This is a genomic window from Actinoplanes siamensis (assembly GCF_016862395.1).
GTDB classification, from domain to species: Bacteria; Actinomycetota; Actinomycetes; order Mycobacteriales; family Micromonosporaceae; genus Actinoplanes; species Actinoplanes siamensis.
The window spans coordinates 16,234-42,083 of record NZ_BOMW01000015.1 but is presented as its reverse complement, the minus strand read 5'-3'; the positions used below and the strand labels follow the sequence as shown (position 1 = coordinate 42,083).

Annotated in this window: 16 protein-coding genes; 10 read left to right on the top strand and 6 right to left on the bottom strand. The window is 71.5% G+C overall.

What is annotated here, in order from left to right:
* Positions 1-56 precede the first annotated feature (56 nt).
* Complete coding sequence (locus Asi03nite_RS07570) at positions 57-527, bottom strand: hypothetical protein (RefSeq protein ID WP_203677705.1); 471 nt, start codon at positions 525-527, stop codon at positions 57-59.
* Between the two features lie 131 nt (positions 528-658).
* Here Asi03nite_RS07570 and Asi03nite_RS07565 point away from each other — a divergent pair, with 131 nt between their 5' ends.
* The 5 genes from Asi03nite_RS07565 (at position 659) to Asi03nite_RS07545 (ending at position 7,538) form a co-directional block, all read left to right on the top strand.
* Positions 659-1,426: an SIR2 family NAD-dependent protein deacylase gene (locus Asi03nite_RS07565; RefSeq protein ID WP_203677704.1), complete on the top strand. Its 768-nt coding sequence runs from the start codon at positions 659-661 to the stop codon at positions 1,424-1,426.
* 1,130 nt (positions 1,427-2,556) lie between these two features.
* On the top strand, positions 2,557-4,011 hold the full coding sequence (gene amrS, locus Asi03nite_RS07560) for an AmmeMemoRadiSam system radical SAM enzyme (RefSeq protein WP_203677703.1): 1,455 nt from the start codon (positions 2,557-2,559) through the stop codon (positions 4,009-4,011).
* Positions 4,004-5,509, top strand: a complete 1,506-nt coding sequence (locus Asi03nite_RS07555; RefSeq protein WP_203677702.1) for a radical SAM/SPASM domain-containing protein — start codon at positions 4,004-4,006, stop codon at positions 5,507-5,509. The genes amrS and Asi03nite_RS07555 overlap by 8 nt, the downstream gene beginning before the upstream one ends.
* Positions 5,510-5,530: 21 nt before the next feature.
* Complete coding sequence (locus Asi03nite_RS07550; RefSeq protein ID WP_203677701.1) at positions 5,531-6,841, top strand: coproporphyrinogen-III oxidase family protein; 1,311 nt, start codon at positions 5,531-5,533, stop codon at positions 6,839-6,841.
* 70 nt (positions 6,842-6,911) lie between these two features.
* Positions 6,912-7,538, top strand: coding sequence for a LysE family transporter (locus tag Asi03nite_RS07545; protein ID WP_203677700.1), 627 nt, complete (start codon positions 6,912-6,914; stop codon positions 7,536-7,538).
* A gap of 249 nt (positions 7,539-7,787) precedes the next feature.
* Here Asi03nite_RS07545 and Asi03nite_RS07540 read toward each other — a convergent pair whose 3' ends face one another.
* Entirely contained in the window at positions 7,788-8,243 is a 456-nt protein-coding gene (locus Asi03nite_RS07540; RefSeq protein WP_203677699.1) for a MaoC family dehydratase, read from the bottom strand.
* A 187-nt stretch (positions 8,244-8,430) separates the two neighbouring features.
* Here Asi03nite_RS07540 and Asi03nite_RS07535 point away from each other — a divergent pair, with 187 nt between their 5' ends.
* On the top strand, positions 8,431-10,734 hold the full coding sequence (locus Asi03nite_RS07535; protein WP_239102518.1) for a putative bifunctional diguanylate cyclase/phosphodiesterase: 2,304 nt from the start codon (positions 8,431-8,433) through the stop codon (positions 10,732-10,734).
* Here Asi03nite_RS07535 and Asi03nite_RS07530 read toward each other — a convergent pair.
* The gene (locus tag Asi03nite_RS07530; protein WP_203677698.1) at positions 10,657-10,896 is read right to left on the bottom strand and encodes an aldo/keto reductase; all 240 of its coding nucleotides are present in this window, start codon (positions 10,894-10,896) and stop codon (positions 10,657-10,659) included. The two genes, Asi03nite_RS07535 and Asi03nite_RS07530, sit on opposite strands and share 78 nt — an antisense overlap.
* A 330-nt stretch (positions 10,897-11,226) precedes the next feature.
* Between Asi03nite_RS07530 and Asi03nite_RS07525 the strand changes: the two genes are divergently transcribed.
* Together Asi03nite_RS07525 and Asi03nite_RS07520 are read left to right on the top strand one after the other, a co-directional pair.
* Positions 11,227-12,804 carry an MFS transporter gene (locus Asi03nite_RS07525; protein ID WP_203677697.1) on the top strand — a complete coding sequence of 526 codons (1,578 nt, stop codon included), beginning with the start codon at positions 11,227-11,229 and terminating at the stop codon, positions 12,802-12,804.
* A gap of 22 nt (positions 12,805-12,826) precedes the next feature.
* Positions 12,827-13,432 carry a TetR/AcrR family transcriptional regulator gene (locus Asi03nite_RS07520; protein WP_239102517.1) on the top strand — a complete coding sequence of 202 codons (606 nt, stop codon included), beginning with the start codon at positions 12,827-12,829 and terminating at the stop codon, positions 13,430-13,432.
* On the opposite strand, the gene Asi03nite_RS07515 is transcribed toward Asi03nite_RS07520, so the two are convergent.
* The 3 genes from Asi03nite_RS07515 to Asi03nite_RS07505 all read right to left on the bottom strand — a co-directional run bounded on the left by Asi03nite_RS07515 (position 13,433) and on the right by Asi03nite_RS07505 (position 23,340).
* On the bottom strand, positions 13,433-16,108 hold the full coding sequence (locus tag Asi03nite_RS07515) for a transglycosylase domain-containing protein (RefSeq protein WP_239102516.1): 2,676 nt from the start codon (positions 16,106-16,108) through the stop codon (positions 13,433-13,435).
* A 399-nt stretch (positions 16,109-16,507) separates the two neighbouring features.
* Complete coding sequence (locus tag Asi03nite_RS07510; RefSeq protein ID WP_203677694.1) at positions 16,508-21,343, bottom strand: PDDEXK-like endonuclease domain-containing protein; 4,836 nt, start codon at positions 21,341-21,343, stop codon at positions 16,508-16,510.
* Positions 21,344-21,459: 116 nt separating this feature from the next.
* Positions 21,460-23,340: a polysaccharide biosynthesis protein gene (locus tag Asi03nite_RS07505; protein WP_203677693.1), complete on the bottom strand. Its 1,881-nt coding sequence runs from the start codon at positions 23,338-23,340 to the stop codon at positions 21,460-21,462.
* Between the two features lie 87 nt (positions 23,341-23,427).
* Here Asi03nite_RS07505 and Asi03nite_RS07500 point away from each other — a divergent pair, with 87 nt between their 5' ends.
* Complete coding sequence (locus Asi03nite_RS07500) at positions 23,428-24,810, top strand: tyrosine-protein kinase domain-containing protein (RefSeq protein WP_203677692.1); 1,383 nt, start codon at positions 23,428-23,430, stop codon at positions 24,808-24,810.
* Positions 24,810-25,838, top strand: a complete 1,029-nt coding sequence (locus Asi03nite_RS07495) for a glycosyltransferase family 2 protein (RefSeq protein WP_239102515.1) — start codon at positions 24,810-24,812, stop codon at positions 25,836-25,838. The genes Asi03nite_RS07500 and Asi03nite_RS07495 overlap by 1 nt, the downstream gene beginning before the upstream one ends.
* Positions 25,839-25,850: the final 12 nt, after the last annotated feature.

Sequence of the window (25,850 nt, the reverse complement as noted above, 5' to 3'; positions counted from 1 at the left end):
ACGAGAACCCAGGCGGTCGACCTGACGACGCCACCGTACAGCGGCGCGAGCCGGCGTCAACTGCCCTCCGCGGTCTCGTCCGGCGCCGCGGGTGCGGCCGGTGCCGCGGGTTCGGTGGCCGGATCCGGCACGATCGGCTCCGCCGACGGCTTCGGGTGGGCCTGCCGGGCCGATCGGGTCGAGGTCGCCGCCAGGCCGGGCCGTTTCCGCCGGCCCCGCTCGTCCCGCCGGTCCGGCAGGTCGGATCGGTCGGTGACACGTGGCTGCCGGGTACGCGCCGGCCGGCCGCTCGCCGGGGAGCGTTCCCCCGGCGGCGAGGGTTCCGGCTCCGCCATCTCGTCGCCCGGTAGCACACTGCGCACCGGCGCGTCCGGAGCCAGCACCTCCCGGCTCGGCGGGGGCAGGCTCTCGGAGACCGGGGTGAGCGGCCGCCCGGCCCCGGCCCGGCCCACCGCGGACCCGTCGCATCCGGCCATCGCCGTCACGGCCATCGCCGCGACCAGCAGACCGGTTCGCCCTCGAATCACGGCACCTCCACCACACCCGTCTGATGCTCAAACGACCCACCCCGGGAACGGTGATGCGGCGGGGGCCGGGCCGCTGCCACACTTCCTGCGGTACGCGTTGGCGCCCGGCCCCGGATGAGGAGCACGCTGAGATGGACCTGAACGACGCCGCGAAACTGCTGGAACGGTCCCGCCACGTGGTCGTCTTCACCGGCGCCGGGATCTCCGCGGAGAGCGGCGTGCCGACGTTCCGGGACGCGCTGACCGGCCTGTGGTCCCGCTTCGACGCGCAGTCGCTGGCCACCGCGCAGGCCTTCCGGGAGGATCCGGACCTGGTCTGGGGCTGGTACGAGTGGCGCCGCCGGATCGTCCAACGGGTCCACCCGAATCAGGGTCACCTGGCCGTGGCCCGCCTTGCCACCCTCGTCCCGCAGCTGACGGTGATCACCCAGAACGTCGACGATCTGCACGAGCGGGCCGGTTCGGCGTCCCCGGTCCACCTGCACGGCAGCCTGTTCGCCCCGCGCTGCGCGACCTGCGCCCGCCCCGCGCCGCTGCCGTCCACACCGGACCAGTCCGGCGAGGGCCGCCGCGTCCCGCCCCCGCGCTGCGCCCACTGCGACGGCCTGATCCGCCCGGGCGTCGTCTGGTTCGGCGAGCAGCTGCCCGAGCCGGCCCTGGAGACCGCCGCCCGCGCCGCGTCGGCCTGCGACGTGCTGCTGACCGTCGGCACGTCCGGCCTGGTCTACCCGGCCGCCGAGATCCCCCGGCTGGCCGCCCGCTCGGGCGCCGCGGTCTTGCAGGTGAATCCCCGGCCCACCCCGCTGGACCCGATCGCCACGGTGAACCTCCCGGGCCCCGCCGCGGAGGTTCTCCCGGCCCTGCTCACGGCCGCCTGGGGCGGATTCCCGCTCGCATGAGTACGCCTGTGCTCAGCGGCAATGCCCGCCTGCGCGGCTGAGCCGGCCCGGCATTCCGAGCCGGCCCGGCATTCGTGGCGCCGGCTCTCGACCACCGGCCTGCCGCGGAGTTCCGGGAGAACTACGGTCACAGCCATTCTCCAAGCCGCAAAACTCGGACTTCCAGCGCTCGATCCGGGATGAGTCCAGGATGCCCCGCAGCCGTCAACGGCCTCGCCACCGACTCCCCCGTCATCGCGTTCCCGACCGACGTCGCCGAACCGGCCGTCCGGACGGTCACATCCAGGACCGGCCTCCGCGGCGGCTTCCACACACCCAGCGACGCCCGGACCTTCCTGGCCGTCCGCGGCTGCATCCCGACCATTCGCGAGAACAGCCTACGCGCAGCTACCGGTCTACGAAACGCGCTGCTCGGCAACCCATGGACGCCACCGACCCCGTATGACCGAATATTCACCTCGTGACATCAGCGTCGGCAGAGAAAAGGATTGTTCCCGTCGCCGTATCGTCACCGTAATCATCGGTATCCGCGCGCTACGACAGCCGTGGTTCCGCTGGTATCGCGACGATGCGGAGCGCCCGGAAAGCGGCCGCCGGCCAACCGGTCCAGGGTTGACGCCCATCGTGTCACTCCCGGTCCGATCCGGCACCAACCGGGCGGAAGTCGTCGCCACCCGCGATGCCGGGTCGGCACGGGCCCGCCGTAGTGCCTCCAGGGGGCGCTGAACAGCCGGAATTCCGGCCGCGCGGCATGGGCGTGCGTCGCCGCGGCGCGCGGCCACCGTTCCATCGTGGTCCCGGGCGGGATCCGGCGAAGATCGCGTCGGGGCGTGATCAACGAATCAAGATCGCTATTCGCGCGGATGCCATGAGTATCGGAAATAGCCCCGTGGCGCTTTTGATCATTCACAGGTGTATATGCCATGCTTGACAGTCGGCAGTGACGGTCGATACCTTGTGCGACAAGTCGATGGCCGACATTAAGATCATCGATCGCCTGGCCGGGCATCGTGACATTTGCACGGATCGAATGTCGGCGCATGCGCCGGCATTTGTGTGCGAGGTCTTCCTCAAAAGCATTCTGAAATTGCCGGTAGCGAACGGGTCGTAATCGGACAGAGAGGCTTTCCGTGCCCAAAGATCAGAAGCAATGGGACTGGCAGCAGGACACCCACCCCGCGGTGCTCTACAGCTCCCGGCCCGACGGCACCGTTCAGTGCCATCTCTCACCGCGTAACTGCGTCATCCGGCCCGGCTCGGTGGGGTTCTGCCGGGTGCGCGCGAACCGCGGCGGCGAGCTGGTCACCCTGAACTACGGCAAGTCCGTGGCGATGACCGAGGAAACGATCGAGACCGAAGCCTGCTACCACTACGCCCCGGGCGCCCGCATCCTGTCGATGGGCAACATCGGCTGCATGATGAACTGCGACTACTGCCACAACTGGCAGACCTCGCAGGCCCGGTACGTGGAAGACCGCTCGGTGCACTACTACACCCCCGAGCAGGTGGTGGAGAGCGCGCTCGAACGCGGCATCCAGGTCATCTCGTGGACGTACAACGATCCGGTGGTCTGGCACGAGTTCGTCCTGGACACCGCGCGCCTGGCTCGGCAGCACGGGCTGGTGAACCTGTTCAAGTCGGCGTTCTACATCTCCCTCGAGGGCGCCAAGGAGCTGTGCGACGTCATCGACATCTTCAGCATCTCGCTCAAGTCGATGGACCCCACGTTCTACAAGCGCGTCACGAAGGGCCAGCTACAGCCGGTGCTGGATGCCACCAAGTACGTGTTCGACCGGGGCAAGCACGTCGAGGTCTCCAGCCTGCTGGTCACCGACGCCAACGACAGCGAAGCGGACGCCCGCAAGCTGTCCCGCTGGGTTCTCGACGAGCTGAGCCCGGACGTGCCGGTGCACTTCGTCCGGTTCCACCCGGACTACAAGTACACGCAGGTCGACCGGACCCCGGTGGAGCGGCTGGAGCGGGCCCGCGAGGTCGCGCTTGCCGAGGGGATCCGCTACTGCTACCTCGGCAACGTGTACGACAACGAGGCGACGAACTCGTTCTGCCCCTACTGCGGCACGGTGGTGGTCGAGCGGTACGGCCTCATCGCGCGTCCCGTCGGGCTCACCGAGGAGTCGAACTGCCGTACCTGCGACCGCCCCCTCGCGTTCCAGCTGCTGCCCAAGCCGCAGACGGCCGGTCTGAACATCGTCGAGGTGCCGGACAGCGATCTGTCGGGGACCGACCACGAGTGGCGCGGTGACGTCAAGGCCGTGCACATCGAGGTGAGCAGCGAGGCGCCCGCCACGCACGAGGTGATCGTGCGGGTGCTGGGTGGCGCCAGCAACGGCCGCGAGATCAAGCGGGTCCCGGTCATGCCCGGCGCGCAGTACCGCTTCATCGCCTGCAAGTCCGCGACCGACGACCGCGGTGTCACGATCCAGACCCCGCCGGGCGTGCACGTCAGCATGTACGAGGTGTACGACCGGGCGCACTTCCCGACGGACACGGTCCTGCAGATCAAGCACTCCAGCGACGCGGTTCCGGAGGCGGCGCTGCGATTGCGGGGTGCCGGTCGTGCGTAGCGGAGTCGATTACTTCGTCGCCGATCTGGACGAGCGCGAGTCCGCGGTCATGATCACCGGTACCCACCGGGTCGCCCGCATGCCGAGGGAGGTGGGCGAGCGGCTGCGCCGAGGTGTCGAGCACCTGAGTGTCGAGGAACGCGCCGCGTGGGAGTCGCTCGCCGTGACCGAGGACGCCGGCAGCAACCGGGACACGCTGCAGCGGAGCGACCTCGCCGACGGCTCGGACTTCGCCGTCAACGTCAACCTGACGAACATCTGCAACTTGGCGTGCACGTACTGCTTCGCCGAGGGCGGCGACTACGGCCGGATGAAGGAGGCCATGGGCGAGCACTCGGTGGGCTGGATCTTCACGTTCATCGAGGAGAACCTCGCGCCGGGCCGGCGGGTGCGCTTCGAATTCTTCGGTGGCGAGCCGCTGGCGAACTTCCCGCTGATCAAAGCGATCTGTGAACGTAGTGAGCGGGTCGCGGCGGAGCGGGATCTGCAATTCGTCTACCGGATCTCCACGAATCTCACCCTGATGCCCGCCGGGATCACGGAACTGTTCGCGAAGCACCGCTTCATCGTGTCGGTGTCGCTGGACGGCCCCCGGGAGGTCCAGGACCGTAACCGGCCGGCCAAGAACGGGCGCGGCTCGTACGACCGGATCATGAAGAATCTCTGGACCCTGCGCCACGCGGCTGATGACAACATCATTCTGGTCGCCCGGATGACGATCGCGACCGAACAGCCCACGCTGGTCGACAGCGTCCGGGAATTGTGGTCGCTCAACCTGTTCGACTTCTTCCAGATCTACCCGGGCGTGTACCCCGTCAATCAGCAGGGCAAGAGCGTCGCGCTCACGCTGAAGCTGGGCGACAAGGTGCTGAGCGGCCCTCAGGAGATCGCGTACGTGAACCACTTCCTGCGCCCGGGAATGATCGAGCAGTTCCGCGATTTCCTGCACGCGTACCCCTCGCTCTTCACCCCGGAAAATCGCTTTGCCGGAGTCCTGGAGTACGAACGCACCGCTCAGATGATGCTCGAGGGCCTGACCGCCCTGTCGTTCTGCTCGGGCGGGCGGACGTACTACACGCATTCGCCGGACGGGACCATCAGCCCGTGTCACCGCCTGGTCGGGGAGGAGTCGTTCGACGTGGGCACCGGTCAGTCCGGGCTGACCCGGCCGCACCCGGAGTGGCGGCGGACCGTGGACGAGCACCCGGTGTGCGGGCAGTGCTGGGCCCGGTACCTGTGTGGCGGTGGCTGCCGGCAGGAGAACTACGTGGCCTCCGGCGACCTCAACGTGCTCAACGAGGAGTCGTGCCGCTACCAACTGCTGCTGGCCGAGGAGGTGGTCCGGCTCGTGGCGCGGGCGGGGGAGCCCTACCTGGCCCGCGACCGGAACGTCTTCGACGACCTGTTCGTGTCCTGCGGCAGGCCGGTGACGCCGAACGGTCGTACCGACGCCCGCCCGGCCGCCGACGCCGTGCAGCCGTTCGAGCTTGTCTGCTGACGTTTCACCGGAGGTAGCCCGATGTACCAGGCCGAGCCCGACAGTCAGATCACCCGCCGCAACATCCACACCTACCCGTTCAAGTACCGGCACGTGGACCACGATGAGTACTTCCGCAAGGAGAGCGCGGTCCTCTACCTGCACGTCCCCTTCTGCATCAAGAAGTGCGGGTTCTGCGACTACACGGTGTACATCAACAAGAACGAGTCGCACTTCGCGCGGTACGTCGCGGCGCTGGAGAAGGAGATCCGGACGTTCGTCGCCAACCGCACGTTTCCCGCCTTCTCCATCGACGCGGTCTACTTCGGCGGGGGCACGCCGGGCATCCTCACCGGCGAGCAGCTCGTGCACCTCCTCGACGTCTGCCGCGAGGAGTTCGAGTTCAACGAGGGGTGCGAGATCGCCCTCGAGTTCGACCCGTCGACGGTCGACCTCCACAAGGTCGAGACGCTGGTCGCCGGCGGGTTCAACCGGGTGAACGTCGGCGTGCAGGCGTTCGACGACCGGCTGCTCAAGATCTGCAACCGGTCGCACGACGTCGCGACCGCCGAGAACGCGTACCGCATGGTGGTCGAGGGCGGATTCCGGCACACCAACATCGACCTGATTTTCCCGCTCCCGGATCAGTCCCTGGACGACTGGAAGCGCAGCGTCGACCGGGCGATCGAGCTGGAGCCGGCATGCATCACGAGCTACGGCCTGGAGATCTGGCCCAAGACGGCGTTCCACAGCCTGATCAGCTCGGGCAAGATGACGTTGCCGTCGCCGGCCGACGAGACCCGGATGTACGAGTACGCGATGGACGCGATGGAGGCCGCGGGCTTCCGCCGGCGCAGTTCGACGGGCTATTTCCACCCGGACCGCTGCCGTGACCTGTCGCGTTTTCTCGAGTACTACTGGCGCACCTGGCCGATGATTGGCTTTGGTGTCTCGTCGAAGAGCGTCATTCATGATCGGCTCTTCGTGAACGTCCATCCGCTGAACCGTTACTACGAGATGGTGGACAACGGGCGTATTCCCATTGACATCGGCACGGTGCTCACCAAGGAGCAGGAGATGCGGCGGGTCATGATCCGCGGCCTCAAGATGTGCGAGGTCTCCGTCTCGGACTTCCGTCGCCGCTTCGGTATCGATATGGTAACGGTGTTCCCTACGGAGATTCAGGAGCTGGTCGATAAGGATTGGCTGCGGCTGGTGGGCGACCGTTACGAGCTGACCCGTGCTGGGCAGCTTTATTCGACGAACGTCTACGAACGTTTCTACGCGGAGGAGGATCTGAGTCCGGCCGATGACGGCGAGGTCCGCTTCGGGATATCGGAACTTATGGAATAGCTTCCTACTGTACCCTCTAGGACGTCGCGCCCATTTGTGTCGTCCGCCGGGGGGTCGCATGTCTGCCGCAATGGGTTATGTCGTCGCGGGTTCGCTCGCCGGATTGGCCGTCGCCGTTCCTTTGGGAGCCATTGGCCTGTTGGTGATCAGAACCGGGCAGGCGCGAGGAGTGCGGGTCGGCATCGCCGCGGCACTCGGTGTGGCGACGACCGACCTCATATTCGCGGCTCTGGCGGTGTCCGTCGGCGGTGGCGTTGCCGCCGCCGTCGGACCGTTTCTGCCGCCGCTGCGCATCGTCGCGGGCGCCGTCCTGGTCTTTCTCGGCGTGCGCGAGTTGCTCGCCCTGCGCCGCGCCCGCGCGGCCGGGTCCGCCGACGCCACCGGGGGGCGCGGCATGCCGGTGACGGCGACCCGCGCCTTCCTCCTGCTGCTCGGCCTGACCGCGGCCAACCCGCTGACCATCGGCTATTTCGCGTCGGCGGCCGTCGGTATCGGCGGCACGATGTCCTGGACCGCCGCCGCGTTCTTCGTCGCCGGCATCTTCGCCGCGTCGGCGGGTTGGCAGGCGCTGCTGGTCGGCGTCGGCGCGGCGTCCCGGCGTCTGATGACCTCCCGGGTCGCGCACGTGCTGACCGGGGTCTCCGGCTTCCTCATGATTGCGCTGGGCTTGTACGCCGCGTCCGATTCGTACCTCTGACGGGTCCCGCCGCGCGTCCGTCCGCCGCGCGCCGGTCAGCGGGCCCCGGTGCCGGCATGAACCGGATCGTCGTGGTGGGCGCCGCTTTCCGCGCGGGGACGGCCCGGAGCGCCCGGCTCGCCTGCTTCAGCCGAGCCGGGTTCGCTCCCGAGCTGGTCGCGGCCGAAGACCCAGGGATCGGGCTCGCCGATCCGTGCCGACACCGCGAGAGAGCCGCTCCGTGCCGACGCCGGAGAGACGGGCGCGGCCTCAGACGTACTGCCGGTAGACGGTACGGGCGACGCAGGCCGGCTTGTCCACGCCGTCGATCTGGACCGTGAAGTCGAACGTGCTCTGCGTGCCGCCGGGCACGTCGTCGACGCTGACCACGGTGGCGGCCAGCCGGATCCGCGAGCCGACCCGGACGGGGTGCGGGAACCGGACCTTCTCCAGGCCGTAGTTCACGCCCATCGAGATCCCCTCGACCTTGAGCAGCTCCGCGAAGAGCGGGATGACCAGCGACAACGTCAGGTACCCATGGGCGATCGGCCCGCCGAACGGCCCCTGGGCGGCGCGGCCCGGGTCGACGTGGATCCACTGGTGATCGCCGGTGGCGTCGGCGAACGTGTTCACCCGCTCCTGGGTGATCTCCAGCCACTCGCTGACGCCGAGGTCGTGGCCGGCGAGCGCCTTGAGTCCGTCGATCCCCTGCACGGTAGTGGTCATCCGCGGTCCTCTCCGGGAGCATTGTCTTCGAAGGATTCTCGGCCGTACCGGTGGCTCGGTGTCAAGCGCCGGGCCGGGTGTGCCGCCGACACGGGTGCCACGTCACTTCCCGGAGTTCTCCGGCTCGCCGGGCCCCCGCCGATAGGTCTCGCATGCAGACCCGCGGACCTGAGACCGGTGACGGCGCATGATGGGTCGTTCCCCGGGCGGCATGCGCCACCTGTGGTGGATCTACCTGACGCTGACGTCCGCGCTCGCGGTCGTCTACGTCGCCGTGCCGTTCACCGCCGAGACCCGGTGGATCTACGTGCTGGTGAACAGCACCGCGCCGATCGCCACCTGGATGGGGCTGCGCGGGCACGTGCCGCAGCGCACCGGCGGCTGGCTGGTGATCGGCGGCGGCCTGGCGTTCTCCGCGGCCGGCGACGTGGTCTTCGCGTGGCACACCGCCGGTGGCGCCGATCCGGCGTTTCCGTCGGGCGCCGACGTGCTCTACCTGATCGGGCACCTGACCATCGCGGCCGGTACGGCGATGCTCGCCTCCCGGGCCGGCCGGACCGCGTTCGTCGACGCCGCGGTGATCCTTTCGCCGCTGGCCAGCCTCGTCTGGATCCTGGTGGTGGAGCCGACGGTCACCGTGGGCGGCAGCCTGCCGGCCCGGTTCTTCGCGGTGTCCGCGCCGGTCAACACGATGATCGTGGTGTACTGCGCGCTCGCCCTGGCGCTCGGCGTCGAGCTGCGCACCCCGGGCGTGCGCTGGCTGCTGGCCGGGCTGGTGGCGTGGTTCGTCTCCGACGCGCTCTACACGCATCAGGGGCTGGCCGGGACGTACCGGGAGGGTGGTCTCATCGATCTGGGCTGGATGGCGATGCCGATCCTGCTCGGCACGGCCGCCCTGCACCCGTCGATGGTCGCCACCAACCCGCGCCGCTCCGCGGTGAACGCGCTGACCCTGACCCGGGCGCTGATCCTGTTCGGCGCCGCCCTTCTGCTGCCCTGCGTGCATCTGATCTGGGAGCCGCGGTCGGACACCCCGCTGGTCCTCGGCTCGGCGATGTCCATGGCGCTGGTCGCGTTCCGGCTGGCCGGGCCGATCCACGAGCTGGCCTGGCGGGCCGGCCACGACCCGCTGACCGGGCTGGTCAACCGCAGCCTGCTGATGGACCGCCTGGCCGTGGCGCTCAGCTCGATGCCGCCCGGCCCGGACGCCCGGGTCGGCCTGCTCTTCTGCGACCTGGACCACTTCAAGGACGTCAACGACAGCCTCGGGCACGACGCCGGCGACCAACTGCTCACGGAGATCGGCACCCGGTTGCGGGCCTCCGTCCGGGACGGCGATGTGGTGTGCCGGCTGGGCGGGGACGAGTTCGTCATCCTGATGCCGGAGACCACCGAGGAACAGGCCGTGGAGATCGCCGAGCGGGTCGCCGGCGAGCTCGGGCGGCCGATGCGGCTAGCCGACGGCACCGAGTTCTTCGCCTCGCTGTCGATCGGCCTGCGCACCACCGACGACCGGGAGGCCGATCCGGACGCCCTGGTGCAGGACGCGGACACGGCGATGTACCAGGCCAAGGCGGCCGGCCGGGGGCGGGTGGTGCGGTTCGACGCGGAGATCCGCGCGGAGGCGGCGCAACGGCTGCGGCTGGACGCCGACCTGCGGCGCGCGCTGGCCCGGGGCGAGCTGTACTGCGTCTACCAGCCGGTGTTCCGGGTCGACGACGGACGGCTGAACTCGGTCGAGGCGCTGGTGCGCTGGCGGCATCCGACCGACGGGGTGCTGCCGCCCGTGGTGTTCGTGCCGATCGCCGAGGCGGCCGGCACGATCGTGCAGGTGTTCCGGGTGGTGCTGGAGCAGTCCCTGACCGAGCAGCGCGGCTGGTACGAGCGGAGCGGCCGGTGGATCCCGGTCGCTGTCAACCTGTCCCCGCGCCAGCTCGACGCGACCACCGCCGGGCTGGTGCTGGCCGCCCTGGACCGCAACGGCACTCCGCCGGACATGCTGACCCTGGAGCTGACCGAGACCGGCATGGCCGAGCCGGAGACCGTCGAGAACGCTCTCGGGCCGCTGCGCCGGGCCGGAGTGAAGATCGCCGTGGACGACTTCGGCACCGGGTACTCGTCGATGGCCCGGGTGGCCGATCACGGCTGGGACGTCGTGAAGATCGACCGTGCGTTCGTCGCCGGCATCCACCGGGACCAGGCCCGTACCTCGCTGGCGGACGCCATGGTCAAAATGGCGCACGCCCTCGGCATGGTGACCGTCGCCGAGGGCGTCGACAACGCCGCCGACCTCCAGGTGCTGTCCCGCCTTGGCTGCGAGTTCGCGCAGGGCTACCTGCTCTCGCACCCGGTCGACGCGGACGGCGTCCTGGAGTTCGCCTCCATCGGGCCCCGTGCCTCGGTGGAGGTGGGCCTACGCGCCGGCGGCGTCCAGCCGGGCGAGCTGGCCGGCGTCGAGCTTGATGTCGAGGGCCGGGAGCAGGTCGTCTAGCTGCTGCGGGGTCCTCGGACCGATCAGCGGCACCACCGAGGGGCCGGTCTGGTGCAGCAGCCAGGCCAGCACCGTACGGTTGGGCGTGGAGCCGGCCTCATGGGCGATCTCCCGCAGCACGGCGAGGCGCGCGTCCATGTCCGGACCCTCGTAGTTCTCCATGGCCCAGTGCCCGGACCGCTTGGCCGGGTCGTCGTAGATGCCCTTGAGGATTCGCAGTACCGGTCCAGGATGCGGATCGAGTCGGCCTCACTGGTGGCGTTGCCCATCTGCATGGCGCCGAGCGCCAGCTTGCTGACCTGCGTACCGGTGCGCCCCAGTTCCATCGTTTCCATGCCGTCGACGCTAGGACCTGGAGCGCGCTCCAGGTCAACCGCCGGAGTGACGGGGAACACTTTCGATACGAGAGCGTTCCGTTTCCAATTTCCCGGGACTACTGTCCTCTATTGAGATACGAGACAGTTCCGTTTCGAAAACCGGGGGGAAACACGGATGAACGCAGAAGAGACATCCCACGCCGGGCATCCCCGGCGCTGGGCCATCCTGGGTGTGCTGGTGATCAGCCTGCTCGTGGTGGTGCTCGACAACACCGTGCTGAACGTGGCCATGCGGATCATCGCGGACCCGCGGCACGGCCTCGGCGCCACCCAGAGCGAGCTGGAGTGGGCCATCAACTCGTACACGCTGGTCTTCGCCGGCATGCTGTTCACCGCCGGCATCCTGGCCGACCGCCTGGGCCGCCGGATCGCCCTGATCGCCGGCCTCACGCTGTTCGGCGTCGCGTCGCTGATCTCGGCCTACGCGAGCAGCCCGGACCAGCTGATCGCCGCCCGCGCGGTGATGGGCCTGGGCGCCGCGGGCGTCATGCCGGCCACCCTGTCGATCATCGCGAACGTCTTCGAACCGCGGGAGCGCGGCCGGGCCATCGGCGTCTGGGCGGGTGCTGTCGGCCTGGCCGTCGCGCTCGGCCCGATCCTCGGCGGCTTCCTGCTGGAGCACTTCTGGTGGGGCTCGGTCTTCCTGATCAACGTGCCGATCGTGGTCGTCGGCGTGACCCTGGTGGCGCTGCTGGTGCCGGAGTCGCGCGACCCCAGGCCGGGCCGCATCGACGTGGTCGGCGTGCTGCTCTCGATCATCGGCCTGACGCTGCTCACCTACGGCGTGATCAAGGGCGGCGAGGACGGCTTCGGCGACACCCTGGCCTGGGCGCCGCTGCTCTCCGGCGTGCTGGTGCTGGCCGGCTTCGTGCTCTACGAGCGCCGCGTCGAGTTCCCGTCGCTGGACGTGCGGCTCTTCGGCAACCGGCAGTTCTCCGCCTCCACCTCCATGATCGGCCTGGTCTTCTTCGCGGCCATGGGCTCGATGTTCTTCGGCGCGTTCTACCTGCAACTGGTCCGTGGCTACGGCCCGCTCGCCTCCGGCGCGCTGTTCGTCCCGTTCGCCATCGGCCAGATGGTCTTCGCCCCGATCAGCTCCACCATGGTGAAGCGGTTCGGTCCGAAGGTGGTCAGCACCGCCGGCCTGCTGCTGGTGGCGGCCGGCCTGGCCACCTGGCTGCCGATCGGCGTGGACACCCCGATCGCCGTGGTCGCCGTCGCGTTCTTCCTGATGGGCGTCGGCATGGCGAACGTGATGCCGCCGGCCACCGAGTCGATCATGGCGGCGCTGCCGCGGGAGAAGGCCGGTGTCGGCTCCGCTGTCAGCAACACCATCCGCCAGCTCGGCGGTGCCCTGGGCGTCGCGGTGCTGGGCGCGATCCTCTCCTCCAACTACCGGGACAACCTGGGCCCGGCCACCGACGGCCTGCCCGCGCAGGCCTCCGACGCGGCCCGCGAGTCGATCTCCGGGGCGTACGCGGTGGCCGAGCAGGCCGGCCCGGCCGGCCCCGCGCTGATCCACGACGCGAACGAGGCCTTCGTCACGGCGATGCACTGGTCGGCCGCCGGCTCCCTGGTGTTCGCCCTGCTCGGCGCGCTGGTCGCGGCGCTGTTCCTGCCCGGCAGGCGGCCCGCCGGCCAGCACGCCCCGGTGCTCGCGGAGGAGCAGGGCGTGGCTCTGGTCGAGGCATGACCGCTCAGTAACAATGGACCCCATGACCAGCACCACGTCGGCCGGCCAGGAGCGCAAGGCTCCTGGCCGGCCCCGCAGCGCCCAGGCCGACGAGGCCATCCTCGACGCGGTGCTCGCCCTGATGGCGGAAGGACAGAGCGCGGCTGCCGTCTCGATCGAATCGGTCGCCGCCAAGGCGGGCGTCGGCAAGGCCACCATCTACCGCCGCTGGCCGAACAAGGAGGCGCTGCTCATCGACGCGGTGCGGTGCATGAAGGGCCCGTTGCCCGCCCTCGGCGGCGTCTCCGCCCGCGAGGACCTGATCGCCCTGGTCACCGCGAACCGGTCGAACCGCGCCCGGGAGTACGGGATCGTCACCGCCTGCCTGCTCCCCGAGCTGCAGCGCGACCCCGAGCTGAACCGGATGCACCAGGCGGTGATGGAGCCCCGCCGCGAGCGGATGCGCGAGATCCTCCGGCGCGGCGTCGAGACCGGCGAGTTCCGGGCCGATCTCGACATCCACCTGACCGTGCTGATGCTCTCCGGCCCGTCGATGATGCTGGGCATGTTCGGCGACGCCACCGGCGTACCGGAGCAGGATTTTCCGGAGAAGCTGGTCGACGCGCTGCTGCGCGGCGCGTCGGCCTGATCACCAGCCCAGATAGCTACGCGTCAGCGCGGCGATCTGTTCGACGGCCTTGATCCCCTCCGGCTGGCCGGCGTGCCCGTGGGAGAGCACGGAGAGCGCCACGTCGACCTTGTCGCTGCTGATCCGGCCGGTGCTGTTGATGATCCACCGGTTGTTCTCGGTGGACCGGGCGAGCCAGCCGTTCTTCAGCGCGGTCTGTTCGCCGCCGAAGGACGCGGCGCTGATCCCCCACGTCTGGTCGGCGTTGACCGAGGACATCAGGTTCAGGACCACCTGCCGGGAATTCTTGTCCAGCGGACTGTCCGGCGAGGTGAGGGCGCCGACCATCCGGGTCTGGTCCTCGGCAGTGGTCCTGGTGAGGCCGAAGTTCGCCGCCGGGTCGGTGTCGCCGAGCCCGAGCTTCTTCAATGCCCGGCGCAGCCCGGGGACCCCGCCGATCGCGGCGTAGACCTCCGACGCCGCGTCGTTGTCGCTGGCCACGATCATCTTGCGGGCGCGCTTCTGCTCGACGCGGGACAGCCGGCGCCCCTCGTCCTGGGCCCGCAGCAGCAACGCGGCGAGCAACTCGACCTTCACCACGCTGGCCGCCTCGAACGCGCGCGAGCCGTGGTAGTCGTACACCCGGCCGGTCCTGCGGTCGACGAAGGAGACCGCGAAGTCGGGCAGCGACCCGGCGAGTTTGTCGAGGACGCCGGTCAGCCGGGTGACCCGCTCCTGCCAGCTGCCCTTGGCCAGCGACCGGTCGACCTGGTCGCCCTTCTGCGGGCCCTGGAAGATCCGCCCGGGCGCCATCGAGAACTTGCCCTCGATCGTCCGCAGGTCACCCTTCTCCAGGCGGCCGACGTTCGACGCCGCGGGCAGCGACCGGGCCGGCTGCCCGGTGAGCGCGCCGGCGAGAAAACCCTTGAAGATGTCGTACGGCATGCCGTCGCCGTTTATCGGCTTGCCGTCCTTCGTCCGGATGGGGCCCGGCTTCTCGCGACCGACCCAGACCACCGCGGCCAGCCCGGAGACCCAGCCGGCCGTCCACGCGTCCGACGAGTCCGCCGTGTTCCCGTACTGCTGGGAGCCGGTCTTCGCGGCGGCGTGCACTCCGGGCACCGCGCCGTCGTGGTCGACCACCTCGGACAGCACGGCGCCCACGTCCGCGGCCACGCCGCTGTCCAGCACCCGCTTCGACTTCACCCTGGGCCGGTGCAGGACGGCGCCGCTGGCAGCCGCGACCGACTGCACGAAGTGCCGGTTCGCGCGGTTGCCGCCGCCGGCCAGGGTGGCGTAGACGCTGGCCAGGTCGGCCGGGGTGACCGGATAGCTGCCGATCGCGATGTCCGGGCGGGTCCGGCCCGGGGTCGGCTCGCCCTTGGCGTCGACCATGGTGGCCTGGTCGCCGTACCGGTCCGGGACGCCCAGGCGCAGGGCGAGGTCCCGGACCCGCTCCGGGCCGATCTGCTCGGTGACGGCGTAGAACGGCGTGTTCAGCGAGTGCACCATCGCGATGTTCAGCGGGCAGACCGGGCACTGCAGGTTGTCCTGGTTGAACAGCGGCGCGCCGCCGCGGCCCGGGAAGACCCGCGGCGAGGTGCCGTTGTAGAACGAGCGGAACCCGATGCCGCGCTCCTCGGCGGCGGCCAGCACGAGCGGCTTGAAGGTGGACGCCGGCGGCCGGGCGGCCTGCGCGTCGTCGTAGTAGCCGCGGCCCCGGTCACCGCCGTAGTAGGCGCGCACACCACCGTCCTCCGGGTCGATCGCCACCAGTGCCGGGCGCAGCACGTCCGGCTGGCCGCGCAGCGCCTTGTCGATGATGGCGATCGCGGACCGCTGCGCGGTGGCGTCGAGCGTGGTGGTCACGCTCAGCCCGCCCGTGCGGATCTGCTGCCGGCTGATGCCCGCGGCCACCAGCTCGTCCTCCACCCGGTCGGTGATCAGCCCGATCGGGCCGCCGATGGTGCTGGCGGTGACCGACTCCGCCGCGACAGTCGGGTACGGCGTCCGGTCCGCGGCGCCCTCCGGCAGCCAGCCCGCGTCGCTCATCGCCCGCAGGATCCACTTCCACCGGTTCAGCGTCCAGCGGGGATCCACCGCCGGGTCCCCGCGCGTCGGGTCCTTGACCATGGCGGCGAGGACCGCGCCCTGGTACGCGGTGAGCCGGTCCACCGACGTGCCGAAGAAGGCCTGGGCGGCGGCCTCGATGCCGTAGGCGCCGCGCCCGAAGTAGATGGTGTTCAGGTAGCGCTCGAGGATCTCGTCCTTGCTGAACCGGTGTTCCACCTCGAGCGCGAGCGCCGCCTCCTTGGCCTTGCGGCTGACCGTCCGCTCCTGCGTCAGATAGGCGTTCCGCACGTACTGCTGGGTGATCGTGGAGGCGCCCTGCCCGGTGTCGTTGACCACGTTGGACCACAGCGCCCGCAACAGCCCGCGCACCGAGACGCCGAAGTGGTCGTAGAACCCGCGGTCCTCGGCGGCCACGAACGCCTGCCGGACGCCGAGCGGCACCCGGTCCAGGCTGACGTCGGTGCGGTCGGTGGTGCCGATCCGCGCGAGCACCGTCCGGCCGTCGCGGTAGTAGAGCACCGAGGCCTGCGGGGGCACCGGGTCCTCCGGCAGGTCCACGCTCCAGACATATCCGGCGGAGACCACGACCAGCGTCACCACCACCGCGACGAGTCCCGCCGTCACTCTGCGCAACCATCGTGGCCATCGCCGGAACCAACCCTTCTTCGCGTCCCGGGGCCGGGCTGAAGGCTTGGCCGGCGTCTCAGGCATAGAGTTCTCCCCTCGCGGTCCACGTCCTGCGTTCAAGACGCTTGCGAGGGGCGGTTTGGGGTAACGCGAGTGTCAAAGGTCTCGATTTCCCGGAGCAGGCAACCTTCCGGGCTTCCGGTACGTGCCTACGCCGCTGAACGACTCCGCCGGTGGCGACGGACCCGACTGTCGCGCCGGACAAGACCCGCTCGCCGAGGACGCCCAGCAGGCATCGGTGACCCCGGTCGCGAGCCGGTTCGACGATCCGCGCCGAGCCGGGCGGACCCGAAGGTCACTGTGAGTCACCAAGCGGTGGCCGGCGTGCCGCCGACCCTAGTTGCGGGCCGGCTCGTGGCGCAGCAGCCGGGCCCGCAGGCTCGCCGCGGCGGCGCGTCCCTCCACCGCGCCGGTACGGCCGGGCCGGGCCGCCGCCGCGCGTTCCAGGGCCGCCCGCAGCCGGGCTTCCTCACCCGCCCGGTCGCGGTACCAGGCCAGCGCCCACGCCCGGTGCAGCCGCCAACCCAGGTCCACCAGCACCTGGTCGGTCAGCCGGTCGCGGTCCCGGGCGGCCGGGCAGTCGCGGTACCCGGGCCCGTCGCAGCGGATCCCGAGCAGGTAGTCCCCGGCCGGGTCGTCGGGGTGCCGGATCGCGATGTCCACCCGCCCGCCCGCGGTCCCCAGGCCGGTCCGCGCCGGATATCCCCAGGACCGGACCGTCTCCAGCACCGAGTCCACGAACTCGCTGTGCCCCTCGGCCAGGTCGGGGCTGGTGTCGCCGGCGCCGTGCTCCACGTGATCCAGGTACGCCGCCAGCTGCCGGACACCCTCGTTCTCCGACTCCGGGACGTCCCGGGACAGGATCGAGGTGACGATCTCCACCCGGTGCCGGGCCCGGGTGATCGCCACGTTCAGCCGCCGCCACCCGTTGGGCCGGTTCAGCGCGCCGAAGTTCGCGCTGATCCGGCCGGTGTCGTCGTACCCGTAGCCGATCGAGAAGATCATCACGTCCCGCTCGTCGCCCTGCACCGACTCCAGGCTCTTGATGAAGAAACCGTGCAGCCGGTCGTCGGCGACCGCCCGCTCCAGCGCCGGGTGTCCGGCCGCGACCGTCTGCAGGGCGCGTTCGATCGCCTCCGCCTGCGCCACCGAGAACGTCACCACGCCGAGCGTCTGGTCGGGCCGGGTGGTGAAGTGGTGCACGATCCGCTCGGCGACCCGCTCCGCCTCGACCGGGTTGTCCCGGCTGGTGCTGCGCCGGTAGACGCCGGCCACCGGGAACAACTCGACGCCGGTGTCCGGGCCGCCGGTCCCCGGAGCCGGGAACGTGCTGAGCCGTCCCTGGTAGAACGCGTCGTTGGCGAAGGCCACGAGCGCCTGGTGCCGGCTGCGGTAGTGCCAGGTCAGGCCCATCCCGGGGAACGCGCCGCAGGCCTTGGCCAGCTCCAGCACCGACTGGTAGTCGAGCACCTCGGTGTCGGCCGGCTCGGTGCTGAGCCCCCTGTCGAAGAACGAGGTCGGCGGCAGTTGCCGGTCGTCGCCCGCGACGATCAGGGACTGGCCGCGATAGATGCAGTTGATCGCGTCGGCCGGGGTGATCTGGGACGCCTCGTCGAAGATCACCACGTCGAAGCCGATGTCCGGGGGCAGCGACTGGCTCACCGTCAGCGGCGACGCCAGCACGCACGGGCGCAGGTCGAGCACGACGTCCCGGGCGCGGCCGATCAGTTCCCGTACCGGCAGATGCCGGTCGGCCTTCATCGCCTCCCGCCGCAGCAGACCCGCGGCCGTGCTGTCGGCCGGAGGCCGGCGGGCCTCGACCGCCGCGATGATCTCCCGGGCCGCCACCGGGGCGAGCTTCTCGTCGGCCGCGCGGAACTCGGCGACCAGACGGTCCCGGTCCTCGGCGCGCCAGGGCCGCAGCCGGTTGTCGGCCCGGACCACCGCGTCCACCCAGCCGTGCAGGAGCGCCCGTTCGATCACCGGGGGCACGTCGGCGCCGTCCAGGTGCTGGTCGGCGCAGAACTCGACGGCCGCGTCGAGGCCGTGGAAGGTCAGCACGTCGCGGGCGTCCAGGCAGGCGAACCACTCCTCCTGGCCGCTGCTGTCGTCGCGGATGTCCCGCAGGAAGGCGGCGGCCCGGCGGTAGTCGGCGAAGCGGTCCCGCAGGTCGGCCTGCCGGGCCGGGCCGAACCCGGCGAACACCGCACGGCTCGCCTCGGTCCACTCCTGCGCACGTTCGGCCAGCCCGATGATCGGCCGCAGGTCGCGCAGCGCCGCGACCTGGGCCGGGGTGAGCGGCCCGCCGGCGAACTCGCGCGCCGTGGCGGCCCAGGCGACCGCGTCGGCCAGTGACGGCGCGCCGGACTCGGGCAGTTCCGGGGTGCGCCCACCGACCGCCGCCTCGGCCCGCGCGGCCGCCTCCCGCAGTTCGGCCAGCCTCACCGTCTCCGCGTAGTCCAGCGTCCGCCCGGTCGCCGCGTCGAACGCCCGGACCGTCTCCGCCGTCGCCTGCAGGACGGTGACGTGCTCCTTCAGCCAGGCGATCGCGTCCTCGACGGGCCCCGAGACCAGCTCCGGCCGCGCCGCCGGGTAGGGCGCCGGCCGCAGCGTGGCCTGCCAGCGCAGCAGCGCGTCGCGCGCCTCGGTGACCACCTGGATCGGCTCCGGGTCGGGCGCCGGCGCGCAGACGTACGCGAGCACCGACTCCACCCCGGCCGGAGGCGCCGAGGCGAGCGCCGCGATGGCCACCGAGATCGCGTCGTCGAGGGCCGCGAAGTCGGTGCCCCGGCCCTGCCAGTAGCGACCCAGCGCGGTCGCGTACGCGTGTTCCGCCGCCGCCAGCTCCTGCCGCGCCCGTTTCCACGCGACCGCCGTGCTCAGCCGGTCGATCGCGTCGCCGAGGTGCGCGGTCGGCAGCACGAACCCGGCCACCTGCCGCTTGTCCCGCCGGTACGCCGCCCGCAGCTTCCCGAATCCGCGGTGCACCGTGGCGAACCGCTCGGCCAGCTCCTCCACCGGCTGCGTCAGGATCGCCTCGGAGAAGTACGGCCGCGCCTGGATCTCCGCCCCGACCAGCACCTCGAGGGCCCGCCGCAGCGCGCTCGACCCGGTCTGCACCCCGGCCAGCGCGCCCGGCCCGAACCAGAACCGCTCCGGCTTGTGCGGCCGGGTGCCCAGCTCGGCCACCGCCGCCACGCGGGAGATGTCCCGGATCGTGGTGGCCCGCGGCAACCCGAGCTTGGCGGTGACCCGGTCGACCGCGCGCCGGTGCCGGTCGAGCTGCTCGGCGGCCTTGGCGAAGGAGCGCGCCAACTCGTCGGCGTCGACAGCGGTGAGCGTCTCCAGCTGCACCGGCGCGACGAGCGTGTCGAGGACGGGCACGACCGGCAGGTCGGCGGCGGAGGGCAGCGCGGTCCAGGGCACCCCGGCGCGGTGCCGGACCGCTGCCGCCGCCTGCGCCGCGGCGGCCAGGTCCGCGCTGCGGCGGTCGGCCGCCTCGCGGACCGGTGCGAGGTCGTCAGCGGTCAACCAGGAGTCGTTGACCTGGTCCGGCCGGCGCCCGGCGTGCTCGGCGAGCCGGGCCAGCGCCGCCGCGTCGTCCGGCCGGAGCAGGCCGAACGCCTTCGCGGCGGTGTCCGCGATACGGGCCGAGCGGGCCAGCGCGGCGAGCGCCTTCTCGGCCCGGCTCAGCGCCGGATCCAGCGGATCGCGGGTGATCACGTCGCGCCAGAGCAGGCCGTCGCCGTCCACCATCGCCCGCCACGAGCGGGACAGCTGGTCGGTGGCCTCGCGGACCCGGCGCACCACGTCACGGGCCAGCGTGGCCGGATCGATCGTGGGGACCGGCGCGGCGGGGGCCTCGGAGAGCTCGGCGCAGCGCCCGATGATCTCGTGGAGGCTGGCTCCGAGCGGCCGGCGGGACTCGTTCATCGCGTACGCGAAGGAGGTCAGGCTCTCCCGGCGCTCGCGAAGCGCGCCGCGGTCGACGGCCGGTCCCTCCCCGGGCGCCTCCGGCGCCTCGTCCACCGCGGCCGCGAGCAGCGTCGCCACCTCGCGCCGACCGGCCTGCTGCCCGTGCAGCTCCAGGATGTAGCGGTCCAGCCCGGCCTCGGCCAGCCGGTTGCGCACCACGTCGAGCGCTGCCACCTTCTCGGAGACGAACAGCACCCGCCGGCCGGCGTGCAGCAGCGCCCCGATCATGTTGGCCACGGTCTGCGACTTCCCGGTTCCGGGCGGCCCGTCCATCACGAAGCTCTGCCCGGCCAGCGCCGCGGCCACGCAGGCGCGCTGCGAGGAGTCCGCGTCCAGCACCAGCGGGACGTCCTCGGGCGGCGCGAGCCGGTCCACCTCGTCCGGCCGGATCGGCGTGAACTTGAACTGATCGGTCTGCCGCCGTTGATCGGTGGTCGCCAGCGCCCGGACCACCGGGTGGGCGAGGATGCGCTCCTCGTTCTCCTGCAGGTCGCGGTAGATCGCCTCCTTGTGGAAGGTGAGGCAGGTGAGGATGACCGCCCGCTCGATGTGCCACCCGTGCCGCCGGGCCACGGTGTCGGTGAAGTCGGCCCAGAACCGCGAGACGTTGATCTCGGCCCCGGGCGCCAGCTCGGGGACCGCGATCCCGGCCCGCCGCAGCCGCAGCGCCAGGGCCGGGTTGACGACCGGCTCCTCGTCGCGGAGCCGCAGCTCCGGGAGCTCGCCGAGCTCGCCCTGGACCAGCTCGGCCGGCAGCAGCAGCAGCGGGCTGGCGTACCCGGCGGTCCCGGCGGCCGGCTCGTCGTCGTCCTGGACCGGCCGCCAGTGCAGCAGGCCGAGCGCCAGGTGCAGCGCGAAGACCCCGCGGTCGAGGTGTTCCTGCTGATCGCGCCGCATCATCCGGCGCAGCGCCGGGCCCAGCGACCGCTCCGGCAGCTCGGTGCGGAAGATCCGGTCCCCCGGTTGCCCGCCGGGTCCGGTCAGCACCGCCCGCGCCCCGCGGGTCAGCGTGGTGACGATCTGGTCCGGCTCGGGCGCGGTGATCTCGACCAGGTCCGCGTTCCCACCGGCGAAATTGATCAGCCGGTTGTGGTCACCGAGGTCGATCAAGCTCTCCCGCCAGGCCCGGAGCGCCGCCTGCACACCGGCCCGCGCCGGCCTCGGCTCGGGCCGGCCGTTCTCACGCCGGGGTCCCATGCCCCCGATTGCAGCAGCGCGAAAGCCTTTCGCGCTGGGAAATCGGGTTCTTCATCTTTGTCGCTTTCGCGATCGCCGGTCCCGGCCGCTGTCCCCTCCCGGTCCGCCGGGCACGCTCAGGTCGGATTTCCCGGTACGTCGATCAGCCGCTCCCGCGGTCGTCCGGGCACGGTGCTCGCCGGCGCCGGCCGGTCGCACACCTCGGACATGCGCGCGATCAGCACCGCGGCGTCCGCCGGCGCGTGCAGCGGGCGCAGGTCGGTGGGGGCCAGCGGCGGCACCTCGACGTGCGAGATCAGCGGGTGGAACGGCCGCCGGTCCACCTCGCCCGCTCCGAACAGCGTCTCGGCCAGCTTCTCCCCCGGGCGCAGGCCGGTGAACTCGATCGGAACCGGTTTGCGGGACAGCGCCACCATCTGCTGGGCGACCTCGGAGATCCGCACCGGCGCGCCCATCTCCAGCACCAGCGCCTCGCCGTCCCGGCCGATCGCGGCGGCCTGGATCACCAGGTGCACGGCCTCCTGGGTGGTCATGAAGTACCGGGTGACGTCCGGGTGGGTCACGGTGACCGGGCCGCCCTCGGCGATCTGGGTGCTGAACGTGGTGAAGACCGACCCACGGCTGCCCAGCACGTTGCCGAAGCGGACGCTGAGGAACGTGCCCGGCCGGCGCCGCGCGGTCCACGCCGTGAGGCGCTCGGTGATCCGCTTGGAGTAACCCAGCACGCTGGACGGGTCGGCGGCCTTGTCGGTGGAGATGTTGACGAAACGCTCCACCGACTCCGCGGCCTCCAGGACGTTGAGGGTGCCCAGCACGTTCGTCTTCACCGCCTCCACCGGGTGCCGCTGCAGCAGCGCCAGGTGCTTGAGGGCGGCCGCGTGGAAGACCACCTGGGGCCGCCGGGTCCGGAAGATCTCCCGGATCCGGGGCGCGTCGCGCAGGTCGGCCAGGATCACCCGCGGGTCGTCGAGGTGCGCCCGCGGGTCGATCGAGAGCTGGACCGCCAGCAGCGACGTCTCGTCCCGGTCCAGCATCATCAGCTCGGCCGGCTGGAAGTGGTGGATCTGCCGGCACAGCTCGGAGCCGATCGACCCGCCCGCCCCGGTCACCAGGACCCGCTTGCCGGTCAGATACCCGCCGATCAAGGAGAGGTCGGTGTCGATCTGGTGACGTCCCAGCAGATCGGTGACCTGCACCTCGCGGATGTCACCGACCTCGACCGGCTGGTCCATCAGCTCGCTGACCGACGGGACCACCTGGAACGCCACGCCGGCCTCGGTGGCGCGCTCCCGGACGTCACGGACCAGGGCGGCAGCCGCGTTGGCGACCGCGAAGACCAGCAGGCCCGCGCCGGTGCGGGCGAGCACCTCCGGGATGTCCGGGCGGGCGCCCAGCACCGGGACGCCGCGGATGCTGAGCCGGCGTTTGCGCGGGTCGTCGTCGATCAGGCCGATCGGGACGTACCGGCCCGACGGGTCGTGCAGCATCGAGTCGACGAGCAGGGCGGCGGCCCGGCCGGCGCCGAACAGCAGCACCGGGGCGGCGCCGCGCGGGCGCAGGCGGCGGGAGAGCCGGACCCGCCGCAGGTACCGGACGGCGAGCATGAGGATCAGCGCGACCGCGCCGCCGATCGCCGGCAGGCCGGCCGGCACCGGGCGCCGGGGGGACAGCAGGTCGGCCACTGTCAGCACGACGGTGACCACGGCGGTGACCGAGCCGACCGCGCGGATCTCGTCGAAGCTGGCGAAGCGGTACCGGCCCCGGTAGAGCAGCCGGGTGTGGCCCACTGCCGCCTGCAGCACGATCGCCAGGGCCATGGTGGCCAGGGCACCGGCCAGGTGGCCGCGGGTGGGCGCGAAGTCGTAGCGGACCAGGACGGCGGCGAGCAGGCCGGCGACCCAGGCGGCGCCGTCCACGAGCAGCGGCAGCAGGCGCGCGCCGCCGCGGGAGACCGGGCTGCCGGGGATGACCCGACCACGGTTGCCCCAGCCCCTCATGCCCGGCAGCCTAGCAGGGCAAAAACGGATTAAGCGGACTATTTCAATACCAGGGATCTGTCCCCGGCATCCCTCTATCGTTGCCGCGTGGGTCCGCGCGATTACCTTCGTGTCGCCAGAAGGCACTGGTGGTTGCTGATGGCCTCGGTGGTCCTCGCCCTCGGCGTGGCCCTGATCGTGAACCTGAACACCACACCGGTGTACGCGGCGCGGGCCACGTTCTTCTTCTCCACGCCGATCGCCGGGGCCTCGGACCTGTACCCCGCGAGCATGTTCAACACCAGCCGCCTGGCCACCTACGCCAAGTTGCTGACCAGTGACAAGGTCGCCACCCCGCTGGCCGGCACGCCCGGTGTCGACCTGACCCCCCAGCAAGTGCGCGGCGCGATCTCCTCGGAGACCGTCGCCAACACGGTGATGATGGAGGTGACCGTGGAGGACCGGGACCCCAACCGGGCGTTGCTGCTGCTGACCCGGCTCACCCGCCGGTTCGTGGACGCCGTCACCGACCTGGAGCGGCCGGCGCCGACCCAGCCGTCGACGGTCAAGGTGTCGGTGGTGTCCGGGCCGGCCCTGGACGAGAACCCGGTGGCCCCGAACACGCGGAACAACCTCGCCCTGGCCACGGTCGCCGGCCTGGTGATCGGCGCGATCGGCTCGGTCGGCCGGGAGGTGGCCGACCACAGCGTGCGCACCGCGGACGCGCTCCAGACGCTCGCGTCGGCGCCGGTGGTCGGCCAGGTGCCGGCCGACCCCGGCAGCCCGTTCGTCTCGCCGAGCAACTCGGCGCGGGCCGAGGCGCTGCGCGAGGTCCGTACCCACGTGCAGTGCGCGGCCGCCACCGAGTCGGTCAAGACGCTGGCGGTGACCAGCGCGGTCCCCGGCGAGGGCCGCTCCTCCACCGCGTGCGGGCTGGCCCTGCTGTTCGCCGAGGCCGGGCAGCGGGTCCTGCTCGTCGACGCGGAGCTGCGCCACCCGCGGCTGGCCGCCTTCCTGGGCCGGGAGGACTCGGCCGGGCTCAGCACGGTCCTGACCGGCACCGCGACGCTGGACCAGGTGCTGCAGCCCTGGGGGGCCGGGCTGTGGCTGCTGGCCAGCGGGCGGGTTCCGCCCAATCCCAGCGAGCTGCTCAGCTCGCCGCGGATGACCGAGCTGGTCGACGAGGTACGCAAGAGGTTCGATGTGGTGATCTTCGACTGCCCGCCGCTGCTGCCGGTGACCGACGCGGCGGTGGTGGCCGCCCGCGCCGACGCGACCCTGCTCGTGGTGCGGGCCCACCGGACCACGTCCGCGCAGGTCACCCAGGCGGTCCGGGCACTGCGCGCGGTCAACGCCAACCTGCTCGGCTGTGTGCTGAACATGGTCCCCCGCAAGGGCCCGGACGCGGTGCCCGGTTATGACACCTACCTGTCGGGACACAAGCCGCAGCAGCGCTCCTGGGGCGGCTGGAAAATGCAGGCGGCGGCCTGATGACGGATCGGAGCACGGTGATGGAACTGCCCTACCTCACGGTCGTCATTCCGTGCTGGAACGAGGCCCGGTTCGTCGACGCCTTCCTGAACTCGGTGAAGGCCCAGACCTATCCGGCCGACCGGATGGAGATCCTGCTGGTCGACGGGATGAGCGACGACGGCACCCGGGCGATCGTCCGCGACCACGCGCTGCGCGAGCCGAACCTGCGGCTGCTGGACAACCCCGGGCACAGCAAACCGGCCGCGCTGAACCGGGGCATCGCCGAGGCTCGTGGCGACGTCGTCGTCCGGCTCGACGTGCACGCCGAGTACGAACCGGAGTACCTGGTGAAATGCGTGGAGGGGCTGCTGCGGAACCCGGAGGCGGACAACGTCGGCGGGATCCGGCGCCCGCTGCCGCGCGACGACACCGCGCTGGGCCGGGCGATCGCGGTCGCCGCCACCGACATGTTCGGCGCGGGCGGCGCCCGGTACCGGACCGGCGCGGGCGGGCCGCAGTGGGTGGACACGGTGTTCGGCGGCTGCTACCGGCGCGCGATCTTCGACCGGGTCGGGCTCTTCGACGAGCATCTGGCCCGGGCCCAGGACCGGGAGTTCAACCAGCGGCTGCGGGCGGCCGGCGGCAAGGTGCTGCTGCTGCCGGACATCTCCAGCACGTACTACGCGCGCAGCGACTTCCGCGAGTTCTGCGCGTGGACGTTCGAGGCGGGCTACTGGCCGTTCCGCGCGTCGCGCTCGGTGGGCCGCTGGATCGGATCGCTGCGCAACGTGGTGCCTGTCGGCTTCGTCCTGGCGATGGCGGTGGGCGCCGCGGCGTCGTCCCGCTCGTCGGTAGCGAAACGGGCCACCGTCGGGATCGCCGGACTCTACGGCGCCGCCGCCCTCGCCTCGGCCGGCCGCCTCGCCCGGCGACATCGCGACCCGGCGCTGCTGGCCACGCTCCCGGTGGTGTTCGCGACCACGCACGTCCTCTACGGGATCGGCTCGGTCTGGGGTCTCCTCGATCCGGCGGCCCGGCGCGGATGAGCGATGTCTGAC

What these genes read in the sequence shown, in the direction of transcription:
- Asi03nite_RS07565 (WP_203677704.1), top strand. Translation starts at nt 659, where the DNA reads ATGGACCTGAACGACGCCGCGAAACTGCTGGAACGGTCCCGCCACGTG.
- Asi03nite_RS07550 (WP_203677701.1), top strand. Translation starts at nt 5,531, where the DNA reads ATGTACCAGGCCGAGCCCGACAGTCAGATCACCCGCCGCAACATCCAC.
- Asi03nite_RS07545 (WP_203677700.1), top strand. Translation starts at nt 6,912, where the DNA reads ATGGGTTATGTCGTCGCGGGTTCGCTCGCCGGATTGGCCGTCGCCGTT.
- Asi03nite_RS07540 (WP_203677699.1), bottom strand. Translation starts at nt 8,243, where the DNA reads ATGACCACTACCGTGCAGGGGATCGACGGACTCAAGGCGCTCGCCGGC.
- Asi03nite_RS07535 (WP_239102518.1), top strand. Translation starts at nt 8,431, where the DNA reads ATGATGGGTCGTTCCCCGGGCGGCATGCGCCACCTGTGGTGGATCTAC.
- Asi03nite_RS07530 (WP_203677698.1), bottom strand. Translation starts at nt 10,896, where the DNA reads ATGGAGAACTACGAGGGTCCGGACATGGACGCGCGCCTCGCCGTGCTG.
- Asi03nite_RS07525 (WP_203677697.1), top strand. Translation starts at nt 11,227, where the DNA reads ATGAACGCAGAAGAGACATCCCACGCCGGGCATCCCCGGCGCTGGGCC.
- Asi03nite_RS07520 (WP_239102517.1), top strand. Translation starts at nt 12,827, where the DNA reads ATGACCAGCACCACGTCGGCCGGCCAGGAGCGCAAGGCTCCTGGCCGG.
- Asi03nite_RS07510 (WP_203677694.1), bottom strand. Translation starts at nt 21,343, where the DNA reads ATGGGACCCCGGCGTGAGAACGGCCGGCCCGAGCCGAGGCCGGCGCGG.
- Asi03nite_RS07505 (WP_203677693.1), bottom strand. Translation starts at nt 23,340, where the DNA reads ATGAGGGGCTGGGGCAACCGTGGTCGGGTCATCCCCGGCAGCCCGGTC.
- Asi03nite_RS07495 (WP_239102515.1), top strand. Translation starts at nt 24,810, where the DNA reads ATGACGGATCGGAGCACGGTGATGGAACTGCCCTACCTCACGGTCGTC.